This is a genomic window from Microbacterium sp. HJ5 (assembly GCF_054824025.1).
The window spans coordinates 24,959-42,636 of sequence record NZ_JSYE01000001.1; the positions used below are offsets into that span (position 1 = coordinate 24,959).

A 17,678-nucleotide genomic window follows, 5' to 3' on the forward strand; every position below is an offset into this window, starting at 1 on the left:
CCACAGCAAAACAGCTAACCGTTGAAAGCACTCTATAACGGAGAGGTAACGACGACAAGTGATCAGCGTTATCTTTTCGTGATTCATTTCCGGGCGAGACACGATCCGTGAGTCAGATCGTCCTTGCTCAGCTCGAAGGACCGTCCGCCGTCGTGTCCGCGAGCCTGCATCCCGAGGCTTAGGCGCCCGGCCGGAGGCCTTTCCGAGCACGCGCCGTGGCGCATCTTGCGGTTCGGGCGAAGCCTCGGGGTTCTCTTGCGCAAACGTTGCGTATCCCGTGCGCGAATCGGGAGTTGCGTTTTCCAGACTGTTCTCATCAGGCCGAAGCGAACCGCAGGGCCGCAGAGAACCGGGCCCCAGACCCGCAGATCCCTTGGGGGGAACAGACATGAAGAAGTCCATGAAGGGCACGATCGCCATCGCCGCCGGAATCGCACTGCTGCTCGGCGGCAGCGGATCGCTCGCCTACTGGCAGGGTTCGGCTCAGGTCAGCTCCGCCACCGTCCAGACCGGCGAGCTGAGCGTCGCGCTCACCTCGGGTGCTACCTGGCAGGTCAAGCGCGGCAGCACGACGACCGACATCACGAGCACGCTCTCCTCCTTCAAGATGGTCCCGGGCGACACGGTCGTCTACACGGTGCCCTTCCAGACCAAGGCGAACGGCACCAACCTCACCGCGGGCGGCGCTATCAACTGGGGCGGCTACGCCGCCGTCCCCGCGCACCTCACGTCGAGCGTCGCCGGCACGTACAACAGCGCCGCCATCTCCGGCAGCGCCTTCACCGTCGCGAGCGGCACGGCCAACGGCCAGCTCGTATTCACGCTCACCTGGCCCTTCGGCACCAGCGCCACCAACGACACCGCGGCGTCGACGATGAACCAGAGCTGGAACCTGGGTGCGACCACCGTCACGGTCACGCAGACCGCCAACGGCGCATCCTGATCCAGCGCTCCTGACCGAAGGGGGCGGGCGGCGACCCGAATGCCGCCCGGCCCCTTCTCCACCACAGCACCACCCACCGCCCCGGACGAACCGCACAGATAGGCAGACGGATGTCGCGCAAGAAGGCAAAGGCCCCGCTGGGGATCGCCGGACTGATCGCCGGTGTCGTCGCGGTCGCGGTCGTCATGGCCCCGGGCACGCTGAGCTACTTCGTGTCGAGCACGCAGACGCAGGCCGTCTCCGTCTCGTCCGGTGGGGCCGCACTCGTCATCACGGGCACCGGCGGATCCAGCACCGGCGTCTACCCGGGCGGACCGGCGCAGCTCATCGCGACGCGCACGATCGCGAACACCGGTGACGTGCCACTGAGCCTCGCCTCGACCTTCTCGGCCACCGGCGGGCTCGCCGCCAGCGTCATCCTCACCGTGGGCGTGCAGTCCGGCGCCTGCGCCGCGACGCCGCCCGCTACGTGGCCGGCGGACAGCGGACGCTGGCAGGGCACGACCGCCGCGTCCACCACCGCCGCCGACACCACGCTGGCGCCAGGGGCCGCGCGCACGATGTGCGTGTGGCAGAGTCTGGATGCGAGCGCACCTAACGGCACGCAGGGCCAGACGGCCGCCGCGGCCATCACGATCACCGGCACCCAGATCGCCGCGCCCTGATCCGGCGGGCACCCTCGTCGCCCACCGGCCACAGACAGCACAGACACCGCCCACCACGACCGAAGGCACATCATGACGAAGCGAGCGAAGCTCATCACGGCGCTGGTCGCCGCGATCGGCCTGGTCGTCGTCACGCCCCTCGCCGCCGTCGCCTACTGGGTCGTCACCGCGCAGCTCGCCGTCACGGCACAGGCCAGCACGTTCTCGATCGCACCGTACGCCGTCGCACCGGCATCCGCTTCCTCTTCGTCGACCTTCGCCGGATGGAAGACGACGCAGTACTACACGGCGCCGCTCGCGAACAACGGAACGACGCCGTGGGCCGGCCAGACCGTCGCCCTGAGTGCGGGCACCGGGTTCGGCCCCGCGGCCGTCGCGAACGCGCAGGTCGCATTCAAGGCTGACGCGGCGGTCTGCCAGAACGACGCCACCTACACAGGCGTGACGCCCAAGAGCGTGCTCAGCGCGTCGACGTGGTCGTCGAGTGCGGCCGTCGCTCCTGGCGCGAGGGTCTATGCGTGCATCAAGCTCGACATCGCCGACACCGACACCCGCACGCAGTCGGGGCAGGCGGCGCCCGCGCAGACCCTCCGGCTCACGACCACCGCTTCCGCCGCCCAGAACAACTGGACCGCGGACGAGCAGTCCGCGCTCACCCTCTCCAGCACCGGCTGGGCGGCGTGCTCGACGACCGGCAACAGCGCGGTGCTGACGGCGCCGGTGCCTGTCCCGCCGGGGGTCTACACCGCGACCCGTGCCGACACCGGCGCCACGTTCTTCGTCACCGCGTCGCCGAACGGCAAGTCCGTCAGCGTCTCCAATCCGACGATCCTGATCGGCGACACGGCAGAGACCTACGTCACGATCAAGAATGCGCAGGGCACCGTGATCGCCTACGCCAACGTGATCTTCCGCTCGCCGCTCTTCAACAAGAGCGTGGTGTGCGCATGAGCGCCGTGACGACGGACCGGTCGCACGCCGGCACTGTGGAAAACCCGATCGACGCCACCGGGGGTGCGATGCTGGACGACATGACGGATGCCGCGGCCCCCGCGTCCCGTGCCGAAGGGCGCCGCTCCGACGACGAGCGCACGTCCGTTCCGCGCATGATCCTCACCGGGTTCTCGTGGGCGATCCTCGCGCTGGTCGCCCTCCTCGCGATCGTGGTCGTCGTGGTGCCGTTCGTGACCGGGTCGAAGCCGTACACCGTGCTCACGGGCTCGATGGCGCCGCAGTACCCGCCGGGCACGCTGGTCGTCGTCAAGCCGGCGGGCATCGACGAGATCAACCTCCGCGACGTGATCACCTATCAGCTCGAGTCGGGGCGTCCCGAGGTCGTCACGCACCGCGTGGTCGCGGTCGGCGCCGCTGCGGACGGTGAGCCGCTGCTCATCACCCGCGGCGACGCGAACGATGCCGACGATCCCGACCCGGTGCGCGAGGTGCAGATCGTCGGCAAGCTCTGGTACTCGGTGCCCTACATCGGCTGGATCAACAACGTCGTGACGGGGGAAGCGCGCGCGTGGGCGATTCCGATCCTGGTCGCCGGGCTGTTCGTGTACGGGCTCGTCGCGATCGCGATGGGGTTCCGTGACCGGCGACGGGCCAAGGCGGCTCTCGCCCGAGGCACCCGGCGCGACGCGGGCACCGAGGGCGACGCGGACACCGAGGGCGACGCGGGCGACGCCGGCGACGCCGTGACCCGCGACGACGCCTGAGCCACGCCCGAGCCCTGCCTGACCCCGGGTCAGTACCAGTCGGTGGCCTGCGAGTGCCCCCACGCGCTGCACGGCGACCCGTAGGCACGCGCGATGTAGTCCAGGCCCCACGCGATCTGCGTCGTGGCGTTCGTCTGCCAGTCAGCACCCGCGGTGGCCATCTTGCTGCCGGGCAGCGACTGCGGGATGCCGGTGGCACCGCTCGACGCGTTGTAGGCCTGGTAGTTCCAGCCGGACTCCTTGGTCCACAGCGACTCGAGGCACGAGAACTGGTCGGCACCCCAGCCGTACTTCGCCGAGGCCATCCGGGCGGCGGTGGCCTTCGCGCCGTCGACGGTGTTCGCGGCGGCGGCGGCCCGCGCGGCCTCGGCGGCCGCCTCCTCCGCCTCGCGCTTCGCCTTCGCGGCGGCCTCCTCCGCGGCCTTCTTCTCGAGGGCGGCATCGAGCCGCGCGCGCAGCTCGGCGACGCGCGCCTCGACCGCCTGCGTCTCGTCGACGAGCTCCTCTGTGGCCGCAGGGAGGAGCAGCACGGGAAGCAGCTCCAGCTCCGCGAGTCGCCCGGTGGCGTCGAGCAGCGGCACGACATCGACGGCGGTGCTCTCCGCGCCGAGGTCGAGCCCCGCGGTCGCGATGTCGGACTGCACGGCGCCGGCGGCGGCGAGCGCCGCACGCCCGGCGCCGACCGCGTCACGGGCGTCGGAGGTGATGTCGCGCAGCGTCTCGCTGCCCGCGGTGGCCTGGATCGCCGACGACGTCCCGGCGCCGGCGGGCGTCAGTGTCGCGGCGGCGGCCTCGACGGCCTCGGCGGCGAAGGTCGGAGTCGCCGCGGCGAGTCCCGCGGCCGAGACCAGGCCGAGCACGAGGCCGGTGGCGACGGAGAGAGAGGCGAGACGGTGGGAACGGGGCGCGCGGGCAGGCGCGGAAGAACGGTTCTCGAGCATGGGGGAGCGATCGATCCTTCGGGTGGATCCGCGCCGGCAGACGGGCACGGTGCGCCCTCGGGTCGGACGCCGAAACATCGAGTCTGCGTGGCTCTTCTGGACGAATCCGCTGTAGTCCCTGGCAGAACCGTGGGAGCGCCGATCCGGAAAAGTCCCGATCACGCGGCTGCCGCGATGTCTCAGGCGAGCGGATGCCGCGCCCCGCGGCATCCTTCCTCACCATCGCAGGCCACCCCCGCTACGCTCGCCGCATGGTCGTCAGTCAGTCTCGCCGCGCCCGCGCGTCGCGCCGCCGCGCACGTCGCGTGGCGGCCGCCGACAACGACCTGACGGCGGAGGAGTGGGTGTCGATCCTCGAAGCGTGGGGGGCGTGCGCGTACTGCGGCTCCGGCGACGGCCCGTTCCAGCGGGACTGCGTGCTGCCGATCTCGCGCGGCGGCCGGTACACGTTCGAGAACGTCGTGCCTGCCTGTCGCTCATGCAACGCCAGCAAGTGCAATGACGAGGTCACGGGCTGGCTGCGTCGCAAGCGGCTGGACGAGCGCGCTTTCCTGCTGCGGCACGTCGAGATCCTGCGGGCCTGGCGGGTGAGCTCGTGACCATCACCATCCGCCCGTACGAGGCCCGTGACTGGGCCGACATCTGTCGCATCCACGACGCCGCGCGCCTCGACGAGCTCGGCGGCGCCGGACTGCTCGACGCCTACCTCGACCTCGAGGCGACGTACGAGAACGAGGGCCTCTTCGACGACGAGGTCTGGGTCGCCGAGGCCGACGGCCGCGTCGCCGGCTTCCTCGCCGGATCCGGCGGTGAGATCACGTGGGCCTACGTCGATCCGGCCCTGTACCGTCGCGGCGTCGGCCGCGCGCTCGTCCAGCACGTCCTCGACCGCGCGACCGGACCGGTCGAGCTCGAGGTGCTCGAGGGCAACAGCGCCCGCGCCTTCTACGAGGCGATGGGCTTCGTCCTCGAGACCACGACGACGGGCAAGCTCGCCGGCAACGAGGGGTTCCAGGCGACGGGCCACACGCTGGTGTGGCGTCCGGCCGCGGCATCCGGCTGATCCGCGCGTGACCGCGCGTCGCCCGGCGCGCGCCGCCCGCGCTCAGCCGGCGGCGAGGTGCCTGATGCCCTGAAGGACGGCCTCGTGGGTCGTGGGCGAGCCGAGCACGCGGAAGTGCCCCGCCGTCGGGACGGCCACGTTGGTCGCGCCCTCCAGCGCGCTGCCTTCGGGGATGTGCGCGTCGTAGGGGCCGAACACCGACACGATGCGGCCGTTGATGGACGTCTCGCGCCCCAGCATCATGATCGTCTCGTCGCCGGGCAGGAACGCCCGGATGCTCGGGTCGAAGAACAGGCGTGCCCGCCGCGCGCCGCCGAAGGGCGTGGCGACGGCGACGAGCCCGATCATGCCGAGGGGCGGTCCGCCCGTCGGGGGAGTGGCGCTCGCCGCGGCCTCGGCGGCGTCGCCCCCGGTGGACGCCTCGACGGCGGCAGCGGTCGCGGCGCCCGAGGTCACGAGCAGGTGTTTGGCGATCAGGCCGCCCTTGCTGTGGGCGACGAACACGCGTCCGGCGGCGGGTGTCTCGCCGCGGGCGAGCAGCCGGCCGAGCCGCTCGGACGTCTGCGGGATGCTCCGCCGGTTGACGCCGAGTCCGTGCACCACGACGACCCGGTGGCCTGCGGCGGCGAGGGCGTCCCCGAGCGGACGCAGGAAGGTCCAGTGCTCGTAGACGCCGGGAAGCAGCACGATCTCGGGCAGCTCCGCCGACCCGCGGCGCCACGCGTCGGGGATCGGGCGGGGTCGCCAGAAGGTCCACGGGAACGAGAGCACCGCAAGCTGCCGCTTCGCGGCGTAGAGGTAGTCGGCGGCCCACCACAGCGCCCGCCGCACGGGCGAGGGCCGGCTGCGCGTCATGCGCGAAGTCTACGGGGCGGGGTGTTCGCCCCGGCCACCGGTTCATCTGTGCGAAACGGCTCCTCCGCGCAGGGTCGAAGGTCGCTTTCGCACAGATGAACGCACGCCGTCGACCGGGAGCGCGTCACACCGGGGCGGTGGTGCCGCGCACGGCGACGATCGCGGACTCGACCACAGCGGCGGCCAGCGCATCGATCACCGGCTCCGGCTGCCACTGCAGCGGACCGTGCACGGCGATGTCGGCGAAGCCGTGCACGGCGGACCAGCACGCCCACTCGGCGTAGAGGCGGCGCTCGGGAGCCAGCGCACCCGCGGCGACCATGGCGTCGAGGGCGTCGAGCAGCAGCTGAAAGGGGGCCACCACCTCGTCGTCGAGCGTCACGATGCCCTCGCTGGCCTGCGGGTCCTGCGTCGCGAACGCGAGCTCGAACCAGCCCCGCTCGGCGCGGGCGAAGTCGATGTAGGCGAGTCCGACGCGCCGCAGGCGGTCGACGGATGCCGCATCCGCGGGCAGCCCGGGCGGGGTGGCGTCCACGCGCGCGACGATCGCCCGCGCGAGCGCCAGCTGCGCCTCGGCGGCGACGGCGCGCACGAGGTGCTCGCGGTCTTCGAAGTGGCGGTAGGCGGCGTTCGGCGAGACCCCTGCGGCGCGGGTGACCTCGCGTAGCGAGACGGCCGCCGGGCCGCCGGTGCGCGCGAGGCCGAGACCCTCCTCGACGAGCGCACGTCGGAGGTCTCCGTGATGATAGGTCCGCGTCTGCGCAGCCATTGCATAGCCTCGCCTTGATGTGTACGGTGTGAACATTAATGTACACGGTGTCTACATCGAACGTAACGGCACGCGTGACGCCCATCCGCCGCACACGCAGAGAGAAGTCTCATGAGTCAGCCGACGTCCGCTCCGCAGACGAACGACGATCCGCTCCAGTACTCGCCCGGGCCGCGCACCGTGCGGGCGTTCCACCAGGTCCTCGCGAACACCGCGCTGGCGAACGTGACCTCCAGCTTCCTGTGGTTCGCGCTGACGTTCTGGGCCTACCTCGAGACCGAGTCGGTGCTCGCGACGGCGATCATCGGCGGCTCGTACATGCTGCTCGTCGCGGTCTTCGGTGTCGTGTTCGGCGTGATCGTCGACCACATGAAGAAGAAGGCCGTCATGGTGCTGTCGAGCGTCGTGACGCTGTCGACGTACCTCATCGCCGGTGCGCTGTTCCTCGCCTTCCCCGAGAGCGTGCTGATCGACTGGGGTGGCCCGTGGTTCTGGGTGTTCGCAGGGGTGATCCTGGTCGGCGGCGTCGTGGAGAACCTGCGCAACATCGCGCTGTCGACCACGGTGACGCTGCTCGTGCCGTCCGACCGCCGCGACAAGGCCAACGGTCTCGTCGGGGCGGTCCAGGGCATCGCGTTCATGGTGACGAGCGTCTTCTCGGGCCTGTCCATCGGCCTTCTCGGCATGGGCTGGACCGTGATGATCGCCATCTTCGCGACAGCGGTCGCCCTCATCCACCTCCTCTTCGTGCCGATCCCCGAGCGCGGTGTCGCCCACGTCGAGGGTGAGGCGCCGAAGGGCTTCGGGTTCAAGGGAGTCATCCCCGCGGTGATGGCCGTGCCCGGTCTGCTGGCGCTCATCCTGTTCACGACGTTCAACAACCTCGTGGGCGGCGTGTTCATGGCACTCATGGACCCGTACGGCCTGACGCTCTTCTCGGTCGAGGTGTGGGGCGTGGTGCTCGGCATCACGAGCATCGGGTTCATCGTCGGCGGCGGCCTGGTGGCGAAGTTCGGGCTGGGCAAGAACCCCGTGCGCACGATGCTGCTCGTCAACATCGGCATCGCGATCCTCGGCATGACCTTCGCGATCCGCGAGTGGTGGTGGCTCTACGCCGTCGGCATCCTCATCTTCATGTGCCTCATGCCCATCGCCGAGGCGGCCGAGCAGACGATCGTCCAGCGGGTGGTGCCGTTCGAGAAGCAGGGGCGCGTGTTCGGCTTCGCGGCGAGCGTCGAGTCGGCCGCCGCGCCGATCTCGGCGTTCCTCATCGGTCCGCTCGCCCAGTTCTGGCTGATCCCGTACATGGACTCGCCCGCCGGCCAGGACTCGCTCGGGTGGCTGCTCGGGCCGGGCGAGGCGCGCGGCATCGCGCTGGCCTTCCTCGGCGCGAGCGCCCTGCTGCTGATCGTCGTGATCCTCGCCTTCGTTTCGAAGCCCTACCGCGAGCTGTCGGCCGCGTACGCCGCGGCCCCGCCCTCGCTGACCACCGACGAAGCGGAAGCGCCGCCCGCCCTCACGCCGAAGTCGTGATGAGCGGCACGCGGTAGCGGCGCCGGTACACCGCCGGCGTCAGGCCGGTGATCCGCTTGAAGAGCCGGCGGAAGAACGCGGGATCCTCGTACCCCACGTGCCATCCGATCGCCTCGACCGACTCCTCGGAGCGCTCGAGGCGCCGCTTGGCCTCCTCGATGCGGATCCGCTGGACGTACGCGAGCGGGCTCACGCCGGTCGCGTCGGTGAACCGCCGCTTGAACGTGCGCTCGGCCAGGCCCGACCGCACGACCATCTGCTCGACCGGCGTCGCCACCGGGTAGTTCGCGCTCAGCCACTCCTGCGCTTCGGCGACCACCGCGTCGCCGTGGTCCTTGCGCCCCTCGAAGAGCATGTACGGCGCCAGTCCGTCCTGATGCCACTGCAGGGCGAACATGCGGGCAGCCTCCTGGGCGACGGATGCCCCGGCGAAACGTCCGGTGAGATACAGCACCAGGTCGTGCCACGTCGTCGAGGCGCCCGAGGTGATGAGCTCGTCGCGGCTCCCCGCGACCATCAGCGCCCGCTCGGGGTGGATGCGCACGGCGGGGTACTCGGCCTGCAGGTGCGGTGCGTAGTCGTAGTGGACGGTGACGTCGCGTCCGTCGAAGAGGCCCGTCTCGGCGAGCAGGAAGATGCCCGAGCAGGCGGAGCAGAGCAGCGCCCCCTGCTCGTGCATGCGGGTCGCCCATTCGACGATCTCCGGGTACCGGCCCCGCTTCCAGCCGCCGGGACCGAGCACGATCGAGGGCACGATGACGATGTCGGTCCGGTCGAGCCGCGCCACGCTCTCGGCCACCGGCACCGGCACGCCGCTGACCCCCATGAGCGGACCGGCTGCGGCGCCGACGATCTGCGCGCGGAACGGGGGCGGCGCGTCGGTGCCGCCGATGCCCATGAGCGCGAAGGAGTTCATGACGTCGAGCACCCCGAACATCGTCGCGACGCCCGTGTCGGGCAGCGCGATCACCGACACGCTCAGCGTGCGCTCCGCGGTCATCGAGCCTCCTCGACCCACATCGTGGCACGAATGGACCGACCGAGGGTGCGGATGCCCCTGAACCGGCGGGCGCGGCATCCCGAGCATGGAAGGACAACGATCAACGGAACCCGAAAGGACCGAATCATGGAGACGACCACCATCGACGAGACCGCGCTGCAGGCCTTCGTGCTCAAGGCCGTGGACGACCTCGCTGCCGGCTACCTGGGGGTGATGGTCAGCATCGGGTCGAGGCTCGGGCTCTACCGCGCGCTCGCCGAGTCCGGCCGGCTGACCTCGGCGGAGCTCGCTCGCCGCACCGACTGCGCCGAGCGCTACGTGCGCGACTGGCTGTCGTCGCAGGCCGCCGCCGGCTACCTCGTCTACCACCCCGAGGAGCAGACCTTCGAGCTGACGCCCGAGCAGGCGCTCGTGCTGGCGGACGAGTCGAGCGCGGTGTACCTGCCGCCCGCGTGGAACGTGCCGGCGGCGATGTGGTCGGACGAGGCGAAGGCGCTCCACTCCTTTCGCACCGGCGAAGGCATCGCCTGGGGGGATCACGACCCCCGACTGGCGCACGGCACCGCCGCGTTCTATCGCAACGGTTACCGTGCGAGCCTGACCTCGGAGTGGCTGCCCGCGCTCGACGGAGTCGTGGCCGCCCTCGAGCGGGGGATCGCCGTCGCCGACGTCGGTGCCGGCCATGGGCACACGACGGTGCTGATGGCGGAGGCTTTCCCGAACTCGCGGTTCCACGGGTACGACAGCCACGTGCCGTCGGTCTCGGAGGCCCGGCGCAACGCCCGCGAGGCGGGCCTCGAGGAGCGCGCCGTCTTCACGCAGGTGCACGCCGACGAGTACGAGCAGCGCGGGTTCGGGCTGATCTGCTTCTTCGACGCGCTCCACGACATGGGCGACCCGCTCGCCGTGCTGCGCCACGCCGAGAAGGCGCTCACGGCCGACGGCACGCTGCTGCTGGTCGAGCCGAACGCGGCCGACCGGCTCGAGGACAACCTCACCGTCGTCGGGCAGACCTACTACGCGGCATCCAGCATGATCTGCACGGCGCACTCGCTCTACGATGGCGGCGAGCTCGTGCTCGGCGCGCAGGCGGGCCCCGCACGCCTCACGGCGGTGCTGAACGACGCCGGGTTCTCCCGGGTGCGGATCGTGGCGGAGACGCCGTTCAACCTCATCATCGAGGCGAAGCGCTGACCGGCATCCGGCACGGGCTCCGGGCTACGCTCGGACCCGTGCCGGACGAGCTTCAGGATGCCGTGGTCGTCGAGTTCCCGCTGCGCGGCGAGGGCTGGGTGGCCGTCACCACTCCGGCGGCGCGCGTGCCCAGTCACGGCGTCGACCTCCTCGGCCAGCGGTACGCCTACGACTTCGTCAAGGTCGACGATCGGCCCGGGATCCACGTCCATCCGGCGTCCACCTTCCGGGCGTCCACCGTCGGCGGCCGCACCGACGAGTGCTACGCGTGGGGTGCGACCATCCACGCGCCGTTCGACGCCGACGTCGTCGCGGCCGTGGACGGGGTCGCGGAGCGGTCGTGGATCAACCCGTTCCGCGAGGCCGCCCGCCAGATCTGGAACGGCATCACGTTCCGTCCCGAGAAGATCCCCTCGATCCTCGGCAATCACGTGATCCTGCGCGCGGGTGATGTGTACGCCGGCTTCGCCCATCTCGCACCCGGCTCGCTCGCCGTCGCTGCGGGGGATCGCGTGCGCACCGGAGACGTGCTCGGGCGCGTCGGGCACACCGGCAACTCGACCTCGCCGCACCTGCACTTCCAGCTGATGGACTCGGCCGACCTCATGGCGGCCCGGGGTGTGGCCTGCGCCTTCGCCGCCTACGACGTGCGCGCCGAAGACGGATGGCGACGGGTCGAGGGAGGCATTCCCGGACCGCGCGAGCGCCTGAGGATGCTCGCCGAGTAGCCCGAACCAGCACAGGTCGCAAGCCCCTCCGGCGCCCCCGGTCGCCGGGGCTACCGTCGCTTCACCACGACCGAGCGGAGCCCCATCATGTCGCACCCCAACCTTCCTCCCATCGTTCCCGGCGACGGCGACGACCTCGTCGACGACGGCCGGTCCCGCGACGGCAGCGCGTCCGGCGACGACCGCGACCGCGGTGTGGGCGTTTTCGCGACCGGCGACGACGGAGCGCCCACCCTGCTCACGGGCGACGACGATCGCCCCCTCGATCCGGATGCCGACGACGACGCACTGTCGAGTGCCGACGCCGACGAGCGCGCCGCCACCGAGGGCACTCTCGACGGCGACGTCGACGACCGTCCGTGACGCCGGCCGCCCTCGCCGCTGGGATCCGCGACAGGATGGACCCATGACCTCGATCCCCACCGTGACGCTGAACGACGGCCATCCGTTCCCGGAGCTGGGCCTGGGCACCTACAACCTGCGCGGCGAGGAGGGCACGGCGGCGATCGTCGACGCCATCGACTCCGGCTATCGCCTGCTCGACACCGCGGTCAACTACGAGAACGAGCGCGAGGTCGGCGAGGCCGTCCGTCGCAGCCCGGTCGACCGCGACGAGCTCACCGTGACCTCGAAGATCCCCGGACGTCACCACGGCTACGAGCAGGCCATCGACAGCATCCAGGGGTCGCTGGGCCTCCTCGGGCTCGAGCGCATCGACCTGCAGCTGATCCACTGGCCGAACCCGAGCGTCGGCAAGTACGTCGACACGTGGCGCGGCATGGTCGAGGCCCGCGAGCGCGGGCTCGTCCGTTCGATCGGCGTCTCGAACTTCACCGAGGCGATGCTGACGGAGCTCATCGACGCCACCGGGGTGACGCCGGCCGTGAACCAGGTCGAGCTGCACCCCTACTTCCCGCAGGGCGCGCTGCGCGCCTTCCACGCCGAGCACGGCATCCGCACCGAGAGCTGGAGCCCGCTCGCCCGTCGCAGCGAGCTGCTCACCGAGCAGCTGCTGCAGGAGCTTGCGGTCGTGCACGACGTCACCCCCACACAGGTTGTGCTCCGCTGGCACGTCCAAATCGGGAGCACGCCCATCCCGAAGTCCGCCGACCCCGACCGTCAGCGCGAGAACGCCGACGTCTTCGGCTTCACGCTCACCGACGACCAGGTCGACGCGATCTCCGCCCTCGAGCGCGGCCGCCTGTGGGGCGCCGATCCCGACTCGCACGAGGAGATGTGACCGCGCCCGTCGGGTGAGAGCCGAGCGGATGCCGCGCCGGCGGCGTGCGGTACACCCGGCGGCGTGCGGGAACCCCGGCGCCGTGCGCTGCACGGCGCCGTGCGCTCAGCGCTGCCGGGTCAGCCAGTCGGCGAACGTCTCGGTGCCGAGCACCGCGCCCGCACCGGGCAGCGCGAGCCCGGACCGCATGCCCTTCATCTGCTTGCCGGGAAGGCTGATCGCGGGGATCCAGTCGCGGTGACCGCCGTGACGAGCGAATGCGCGCACCATCTCGTCGAGCTTCTCCTCGCGGGGTCCGGCGAGATCCGCGGCCCGGCCCCGCGCGTCGGCGGACGCGAGCGACACGAGGTGCGCGCCCACCTCGCGCGCGGCGATCGGCTGCACCCGCGCGCGCGGCGCCACGTGCAGCGGCCCGATCCGGGCACGGTCGTACAGCTGCGCGGCGAACTCGTGGAACTGCGTCGCCCTGACGATCGTCCACGGCACGTTCGACGCCTCGACGACCTTCTCCTGCGCGACCTTGCCCGCGTAGTAGTCGTACGGCATGCGGTCGACGCCGACGATCGACGGCAGCACGAAGTGCCCCACCCCGGCGCGCCCGGCCGCGGCGATCAGGTTGCCCGTCGCCGCGGTGAAGAACCTCGTCGCCTCGTCGGCTGACAGCGTGGAGACGTTGGCGGCGTCGATGACGGCGTCCACCCCCTCGAGCGCGGCGTCGAGCCCCCGTCCGCTCACGGGGTCGACTCCGGCGCTGCGGCTGAGCACGATCGGCTCGTGGCCGGCGGCGCGGGCGGCCTCGACTGCCGGTGCGCCGACGGTGCCGGTGCCCCCGGCGATGGCGATTCTCATGTGTGTGGCGATCCCTTCCGGAGCGATCCTCCCGCTCCTGCATCATCGACGATGCGGGAGGCCAGAATGTGAGGTGCGGGCTCACGTCCGGTGCGGCTGCGTCGTCGAACGTGCGAGAGGAACGGGTGACATGGACGATGTCGAGGTGCTCGAGCGCGAGCGGCGAGGACTGCTCGGGCTCGCCTACCGCATGCTCGGCACCGTGACCGATGCCGAGGACGCGGTGCAGGAGACGTATCTCCGCTGGTACCGGCTCACCGACGCCGAACGGGCCGCCATCCGCAACCCGGCGGCCTGGCTCACCCGCGTGGCCGGCCGGGTCTGCCTCGACATGCTGGGCACCGCCCGGGCGCGCCGCGAGCGATACGTGGGCGAGTGGCTGCCCGAGCCCGTGCCGGGGGAGTCCCCGATCGCGGCATCCGCTCCCGTCGATCCCCTCGACCGCGTGACGCTCGACGACTCGATCTCGACCGCCCTGCTGGTCGTGCTCGAGTCGCTCACGCCCGCCGAGCGGGTCGCGTTCGTGCTGCACGACGTCTTCGGCGTGCCGTTCGCCGAGATCGCCGAGGCGGTGGGCCGCACCCCCGATGCCGCGCGCCAGCTGGCGTCGCAGGCGAGGCGCCGCGTGCGCGAGCGCCGCCCGGGAGCCGCCAGCCGCGAGGAGCACGATGCCGTCGCGCGAGCCTTCGCCGCGGCGACCGCGACGGGCGACCTCGCGGCGCTCGTCGCGCTGCTCGATCCGGACGTCGTGCTGCGGGCCGACGGCGGGGGTCTCGTCTCGGCCGCACGCAAGCCGGTGCACGGCGCCGATCGCGTGGCGCGGTTCCTCCTCGGTCTGCCTCACCTGCTGCCGGAGGCGCAGGTGGCGCCGACCGTCACCGCCGACGGCCTCGCTTTCCTGGTCACCGTCGACGGCAGGGCGGACGCCGTGATGTCGCTCACCGTGGCCGACGAGCGGATCACCGACGTGTACATCGTGCGCAATCCCGAGAAGCTCACCCTCTGGCGCTGACGGCGGGATCGCACCTCGGGTTAGCGTGGAGCCATGCCGACGACGCCCTTCGACTCCCTCGACGACTTCATCGCTCTTCCCCGGACGGAGGCCCTGGCGCTGTCGCCGGACGGGCGGACGGTCGTGCTCACGGTCGCCGCCCTCAAAAAGGACGGCACCGGCTACGACCGCTCGCTCTGGAGCGTCGCCGCCGACGGCACCGGCTCCCCGCGCCGCCTCACGCGCTCGGCGAAGGGCGAGGCCGGGGCCGCCTTCACGGCCGGCGGTGACCTGCTGTTCGTATCGGCCCGCCCCGACACCGAGGGCGACGCCGACGACGAGTCGGGCCAGCTGTGGCTGCTCCCCGCCGCGGGCGGCGAGGCGCGGCCCGTCACGAGGCTCGCCGGCGGCGTCGACGGCATCGCCGCGACCGCCCTCGCATCGGACCGCGTCGTGGTCGCGGCATCCCTCCTCCCCGGCGCCGACTCCCTCGAGGCGGAGGCCGCCCTTCGGGCACGGCGCAAGGAGAAGAAGGTCTCCGCGATCCTGCACGAGACCTATCCGGTGCGATTCTGGGACCACGACCTCGGCCCCGCCGAGCCGCACCTGCTCGCCCTCGACGTCGACGCCCTCGCCGACACGATCGCCGCAGCGGTGGCCGACAGTGCCGCCGAGGCGCAGGAGCGGACGGATGCCGCGGCCGACGCCGCTGGCGCGTCAGAGCCCGCGAAGGCCGACCCGAAGCCGTACCCCGCCACGCTGCCACGCCCGCGCGACCTCACGCCGAAGCCGGGCAGGTCGGCGGACCACGCCGAGGCCGCGCTGACGCCGGACGGCCGCACGCTCGTCGTCTCGCTCGACCGTCGCGAACAGCGAGGAGGGAGGAGGGTGATCGTCGCGATCGACACCGACAGCGGGGAGCGCACCACTCTCTTCGACGAGGTCGACGTCGACTTCGAGATGCCCGTCGTCAGCCACGATGGCGCGCGCCTTGCGTTCATGCGGACCGTGAAGAGCACGCCGGCGGGACCCACCGACTACGAGCTGTGGATCTCGGGCATCGACGGCGCCGGCGCGCGCCGCATCGCCGAGGACTGGGACCGCTGGGCGACCTCGCTCCAGTTCGACGCCGACGACACCGGCCTCATCGCCACCGCCGACGACGACGGCCGCGGGCCGGTGTTCCGGCTGCCGCTCGACGGCGGGGCGGCGGAGCGACTCACCGACGACGACTTCGCGTACGCGAACGTCCTGGTCGACCGCGCCTCGGGCGACCTCGTGGCGCTGCGCTCGTCGTGGGTCGTACCGCCGCATCCGGTGCGCATCGCGCGCGACGGATCGATCACCGCGCTGGCGACCCCGGCGGAGCCGCCCGCCGCGCCCGGCACGATCACCGAGGTCGAGACGACCGTCGAGGACGGAGCCCGGGTGCGCGGATGGCTGCTGCTCCCCGAAGGCGCCTCGGCCGAAGCGCCCGCCCCGCTGCTGCTGTGGATCCACGGCGGCCCGCTCAACAGCTGGAACGCGTGGAGCTGGCGCTGGGCGCCGCTGCTGGCGGTCGCGCGCGGCTACGCCGTGCTGCTCCCCGACCCGGGGCTCTCGACCGGGTACGGACTCGACTTCGTCGCGCGCGGCTGGAACAGCTGGGGAGGCAAGCCGTACACCGACCTGCTCGCCATCACCGTTGTCGCGGAGGCGCGCGCCGACATCGACGAGTCCCGCACGGCGGCGATGGGCGGCTCGTTCGGCGGCTACATGGCCAACTGGGTGGCCGGTCACACAGACCGCTTCCGCGCGATCGTGACCCACGCGAGCCTGTGGGCGCTCGACCAGTTCGCCGGCACCACGGACAGCTCCGACTACTGGCAGCGGATCTTCACGACCGAGGCGATGGCCGAGAACTCACCCCACCGGTTCGTCGGCGACATCCGGACACCCCTGCTCGTCGTGCACGGTGACAAGGACTACCGCGTGCCGGTGGGCGAAGGACTGCGGCTGTGGTCGGAACTCGCCGAGCACCATGCCGACGACGACGGGCGCATGGCGCACCGGTTTCTGTACTTCCCGGATGAGAACCACTGGATCCTCAAGCCGCAGCACGCTGTCATCTGGTACGAGACGGTGTTCGCGTTCCTGGGCGAGCACGTCCTCGGCGCGGAGCCGAGTCGGCCGGAGCTGCTCGGCTGAGGCATCCGATCCGGTCAGGACCCGTGCCGGATCTCGCAGTCGCTGCCGGGCGAAAGGATCGCCTCATGCCCGTCGTCGAACCGGACGACGAGGAGCGGGGTCGCTTCGTGCCCCCGGATCTCGATGACCTCGCCGGCCCGCTCCGCCGCTCCGACAGTTCGACCGTGGATGATCACGCGATCGCCGACGCTGGCTTGCATTCGAACCACCTCCTGGCGCACACGATACGACGGGCGTCGTCGAAGCGATAGGCGGCCTTCGCTAGAGCTGTGCCCCGTTGTCGTCGCGGTTCTCGAGACCGACGTTGCGTCCGCGCCAGGACTCGTACGCGATCAGCCAGCCGATCGAGACGGCGAACGCGAGGAACAGGCCGACCAGAAGCTGGCCCCAGATCATTCCGAACACGATGCCGACGGCGAAGATCAGCGCGGTGCCGAAGGCCCACCCGGAGTGGCCCCTGGTCCAGCGCTTGCGAGGTGTGGTCATGGCGACAGCCTAGAGGGCGGTGCGGCCTACGACTCCGGAGCGTCGAGGGCGATCATCCAGTCGATGCCGAAGCGGTCGGTGAGCATGCCGAACTTCCCGCCCCACGGAGGGGTGTCGTAGGGCATGACGACGGTACCGCTCTCGGAGAGCTTGTCCCAATAGCCCTGGAGGGCGGCCTCGTCGTCGCCGCTCACCGACACGGACATGCCCGCCGGGGCGCGGTACTCCATGCCGGACGGCGTGTCGGCCGCCATGAGCACGAAGCCGTCGGGGCTCGTGAGCTGCGAGTGCATGACGAGGTCGTTCTCGGACGGGTCCTGCACCATGCCCTCGTACTCGCCGAAGGTCGAGATGTCGAGGTCGCCGCCGAACACGTCCTGGTAGAAGGCCATCGCGTCGCGGGCCTGGTTCTTGAACGAGAGGTAGGGGTTGAGGCTGGGCATTTCGTCACTCCAGTTCGTCGGGAGTATCGGGGAGGATGCCGCGCCCGGCCGCGTGGCGAGTCTCAGTGTCGTC

The 17,678-nt window shown here is 71.4% G+C and carries 21 protein-coding genes; 13 read left to right on the forward strand and 8 right to left on the reverse strand.

The window, feature by feature from the left end; translation table 11 throughout:
- Positions 1 to 388 precede the first annotated feature (388 nt).
- The 4 genes from OB08_RS00160 to OB08_RS00175 all read left to right on the forward strand — a co-directional run bounded on the left by OB08_RS00160 (position 389) and on the right by OB08_RS00175 (position 3,326).
- Positions 389 to 943 carry an alternate-type signal peptide domain-containing protein gene (locus OB08_RS00160; RefSeq protein ID WP_461470863.1) on the forward strand — a complete coding sequence of 185 codons (555 nt, stop codon included), beginning with the start codon at positions 389 to 391 and terminating at the stop codon, positions 941 to 943.
- 110 nt (positions 944 to 1,053) lie between these two features.
- Positions 1,054 to 1,608, forward strand: a complete 555-nt coding sequence (locus OB08_RS00165) for a hypothetical protein (RefSeq protein ID WP_461470865.1) — start codon at positions 1,054 to 1,056, stop codon at positions 1,606 to 1,608.
- A gap of 72 nt (positions 1,609 to 1,680) precedes the next feature.
- On the forward strand, positions 1,681 to 2,559 hold the full coding sequence (locus OB08_RS00170) for a hypothetical protein (RefSeq protein ID WP_461470867.1): 879 nt from the start codon (positions 1,681 to 1,683) through the stop codon (positions 2,557 to 2,559).
- Complete coding sequence (locus tag OB08_RS00175; RefSeq protein WP_461470869.1) at positions 2,556 to 3,326, forward strand: signal peptidase I; 771 nt, start codon at positions 2,556 to 2,558, stop codon at positions 3,324 to 3,326. The genes OB08_RS00170 and OB08_RS00175 overlap by 4 nt, the downstream gene beginning before the upstream one ends.
- 29 nt (positions 3,327 to 3,355) lie before the next feature.
- Here the strand turns inward: OB08_RS00175 and OB08_RS00180 are convergent, their stop codons facing one another.
- The gene (locus OB08_RS00180) at positions 3,356 to 4,267 is read right to left on the reverse strand and encodes an aggregation-promoting factor C-terminal-like domain-containing protein (protein WP_461470871.1); all 912 of its coding nucleotides are present in this window, start codon (positions 4,265 to 4,267) and stop codon (positions 3,356 to 3,358) included.
- 251 nt (positions 4,268 to 4,518) lie between these two features.
- On the opposite strand from OB08_RS00180, the gene OB08_RS00185 reads away from it, so the two are divergent.
- Positions 4,519 to 4,866, forward strand: coding sequence for an HNH endonuclease (locus OB08_RS00185; RefSeq protein ID WP_461470873.1), 348 nt, complete (start codon positions 4,519 to 4,521; stop codon positions 4,864 to 4,866).
- Complete coding sequence (locus OB08_RS00190) at positions 4,863 to 5,330, forward strand: GNAT family N-acetyltransferase (RefSeq protein ID WP_461470875.1); 468 nt, start codon at positions 4,863 to 4,865, stop codon at positions 5,328 to 5,330. Before OB08_RS00185 ends, OB08_RS00190 begins: the two co-directional genes overlap by 4 nt.
- A 42-nt stretch (positions 5,331 to 5,372) precedes the next feature.
- On the opposite strand, the gene OB08_RS00195 is transcribed toward OB08_RS00190, so the two are convergent.
- Together OB08_RS00195 and OB08_RS00200 are read right to left on the reverse strand one after the other, a co-directional pair.
- Positions 5,373 to 6,185 carry an esterase/lipase family protein gene (locus OB08_RS00195; protein ID WP_461470877.1) on the reverse strand — a complete coding sequence of 271 codons (813 nt, stop codon included), beginning with the start codon at positions 6,183 to 6,185 and terminating at the stop codon, positions 5,373 to 5,375.
- A 124-nt stretch (positions 6,186 to 6,309) separates the two neighbouring features.
- Positions 6,310 to 6,954 carry a TetR/AcrR family transcriptional regulator gene (locus OB08_RS00200; RefSeq protein WP_461470879.1) on the reverse strand — a complete coding sequence of 215 codons (645 nt, stop codon included), beginning with the start codon at positions 6,952 to 6,954 and terminating at the stop codon, positions 6,310 to 6,312.
- A gap of 111 nt (positions 6,955 to 7,065) precedes the next feature.
- On the opposite strand from OB08_RS00200, the gene OB08_RS00205 reads away from it, so the two are divergent.
- Positions 7,066 to 8,487 carry an MFS transporter gene (locus tag OB08_RS00205; RefSeq protein ID WP_461470881.1) on the forward strand — a complete coding sequence of 474 codons (1,422 nt, stop codon included), beginning with the start codon at positions 7,066 to 7,068 and terminating at the stop codon, positions 8,485 to 8,487.
- On the opposite strand, the gene OB08_RS00210 is transcribed toward OB08_RS00205, so the two are convergent.
- Complete coding sequence (locus OB08_RS00210) at positions 8,471 to 9,487, reverse strand: GlxA family transcriptional regulator (protein WP_461470883.1); 1,017 nt, start codon at positions 9,485 to 9,487, stop codon at positions 8,471 to 8,473. The two genes, OB08_RS00205 and OB08_RS00210, sit on opposite strands and share 17 nt — an antisense overlap.
- A gap of 126 nt (positions 9,488 to 9,613) precedes the next feature.
- On the opposite strand from OB08_RS00210, the gene OB08_RS00215 reads away from it, so the two are divergent.
- The 4 genes from OB08_RS00215 to OB08_RS00230 all read left to right on the forward strand — a co-directional run bounded on the left by OB08_RS00215 (position 9,614) and on the right by OB08_RS00230 (position 12,649).
- Entirely contained in the window at positions 9,614 to 10,681 is a 1,068-nt protein-coding gene (locus OB08_RS00215) for a methyltransferase domain-containing protein (RefSeq protein WP_461470885.1), read from the forward strand.
- Positions 10,682 to 10,719: 38 nt separating this feature from the next.
- Positions 10,720 to 11,409, forward strand: coding sequence for a M23 family metallopeptidase (locus OB08_RS00220; RefSeq protein WP_461470887.1), 690 nt, complete (start codon positions 10,720 to 10,722; stop codon positions 11,407 to 11,409).
- Between the two features lie 87 nt (positions 11,410 to 11,496).
- On the forward strand, positions 11,497 to 11,772 hold the full coding sequence (locus OB08_RS00225; protein ID WP_461470889.1) for a hypothetical protein: 276 nt from the start codon (positions 11,497 to 11,499) through the stop codon (positions 11,770 to 11,772).
- A gap of 43 nt (positions 11,773 to 11,815) precedes the next feature.
- A complete protein-coding gene (locus tag OB08_RS00230) occupies positions 11,816 to 12,649 on the forward strand; it encodes an aldo/keto reductase (protein WP_461470891.1) in 834 nt (277 codons plus the stop codon).
- A gap of 105 nt (positions 12,650 to 12,754) precedes the next feature.
- Here the strand turns inward: OB08_RS00230 and OB08_RS00235 are convergent, their stop codons facing one another.
- Positions 12,755 to 13,498 (reverse strand): SDR family oxidoreductase, encoded by a 744-nt coding sequence (locus tag OB08_RS00235; RefSeq protein WP_461470893.1) that lies wholly within the window; start codon positions 13,496 to 13,498, stop codon positions 12,755 to 12,757.
- Positions 13,499 to 13,628: 130 nt separating this feature from the next.
- Between OB08_RS00235 and sigJ the strand changes: the two genes are divergently transcribed.
- Both sigJ and OB08_RS00245 read left to right on the forward strand, forming a co-directional pair.
- Positions 13,629 to 14,510, forward strand: coding sequence for an RNA polymerase sigma factor SigJ (sigJ, locus tag OB08_RS00240; RefSeq protein ID WP_461470895.1), 882 nt, complete (start codon positions 13,629 to 13,631; stop codon positions 14,508 to 14,510).
- A 33-nt stretch (positions 14,511 to 14,543) separates the two neighbouring features.
- Positions 14,544 to 16,676 carry a S9 family peptidase gene (locus OB08_RS00245; protein ID WP_461470897.1) on the forward strand — a complete coding sequence of 711 codons (2,133 nt, stop codon included), beginning with the start codon at positions 14,544 to 14,546 and terminating at the stop codon, positions 16,674 to 16,676.
- Positions 16,677 to 16,690: 14 nt separating this feature from the next.
- Here the strand turns inward: OB08_RS00245 and OB08_RS00250 are convergent, their stop codons facing one another.
- The 3 genes from OB08_RS00250 to OB08_RS00260 all read right to left on the reverse strand — a co-directional run bounded on the left by OB08_RS00250 (position 16,691) and on the right by OB08_RS00260 (position 17,605).
- Positions 16,691 to 16,876 (reverse strand): DUF1918 domain-containing protein, encoded by a 186-nt coding sequence (locus OB08_RS00250; RefSeq protein WP_461470898.1) that lies wholly within the window; start codon positions 16,874 to 16,876, stop codon positions 16,691 to 16,693.
- Between the two features lie 61 nt (positions 16,877 to 16,937).
- Positions 16,938 to 17,162: a hypothetical protein gene (locus OB08_RS00255; RefSeq protein WP_461470900.1), complete on the reverse strand. Its 225-nt coding sequence runs from the start codon at positions 17,160 to 17,162 to the stop codon at positions 16,938 to 16,940.
- Between the two features lie 26 nt (positions 17,163 to 17,188).
- Positions 17,189 to 17,605 carry a VOC family protein gene (locus OB08_RS00260; protein ID WP_461470902.1) on the reverse strand — a complete coding sequence of 139 codons (417 nt, stop codon included), beginning with the start codon at positions 17,603 to 17,605 and terminating at the stop codon, positions 17,189 to 17,191.
- Positions 17,606 to 17,678: the final 73 nt, after the last annotated feature.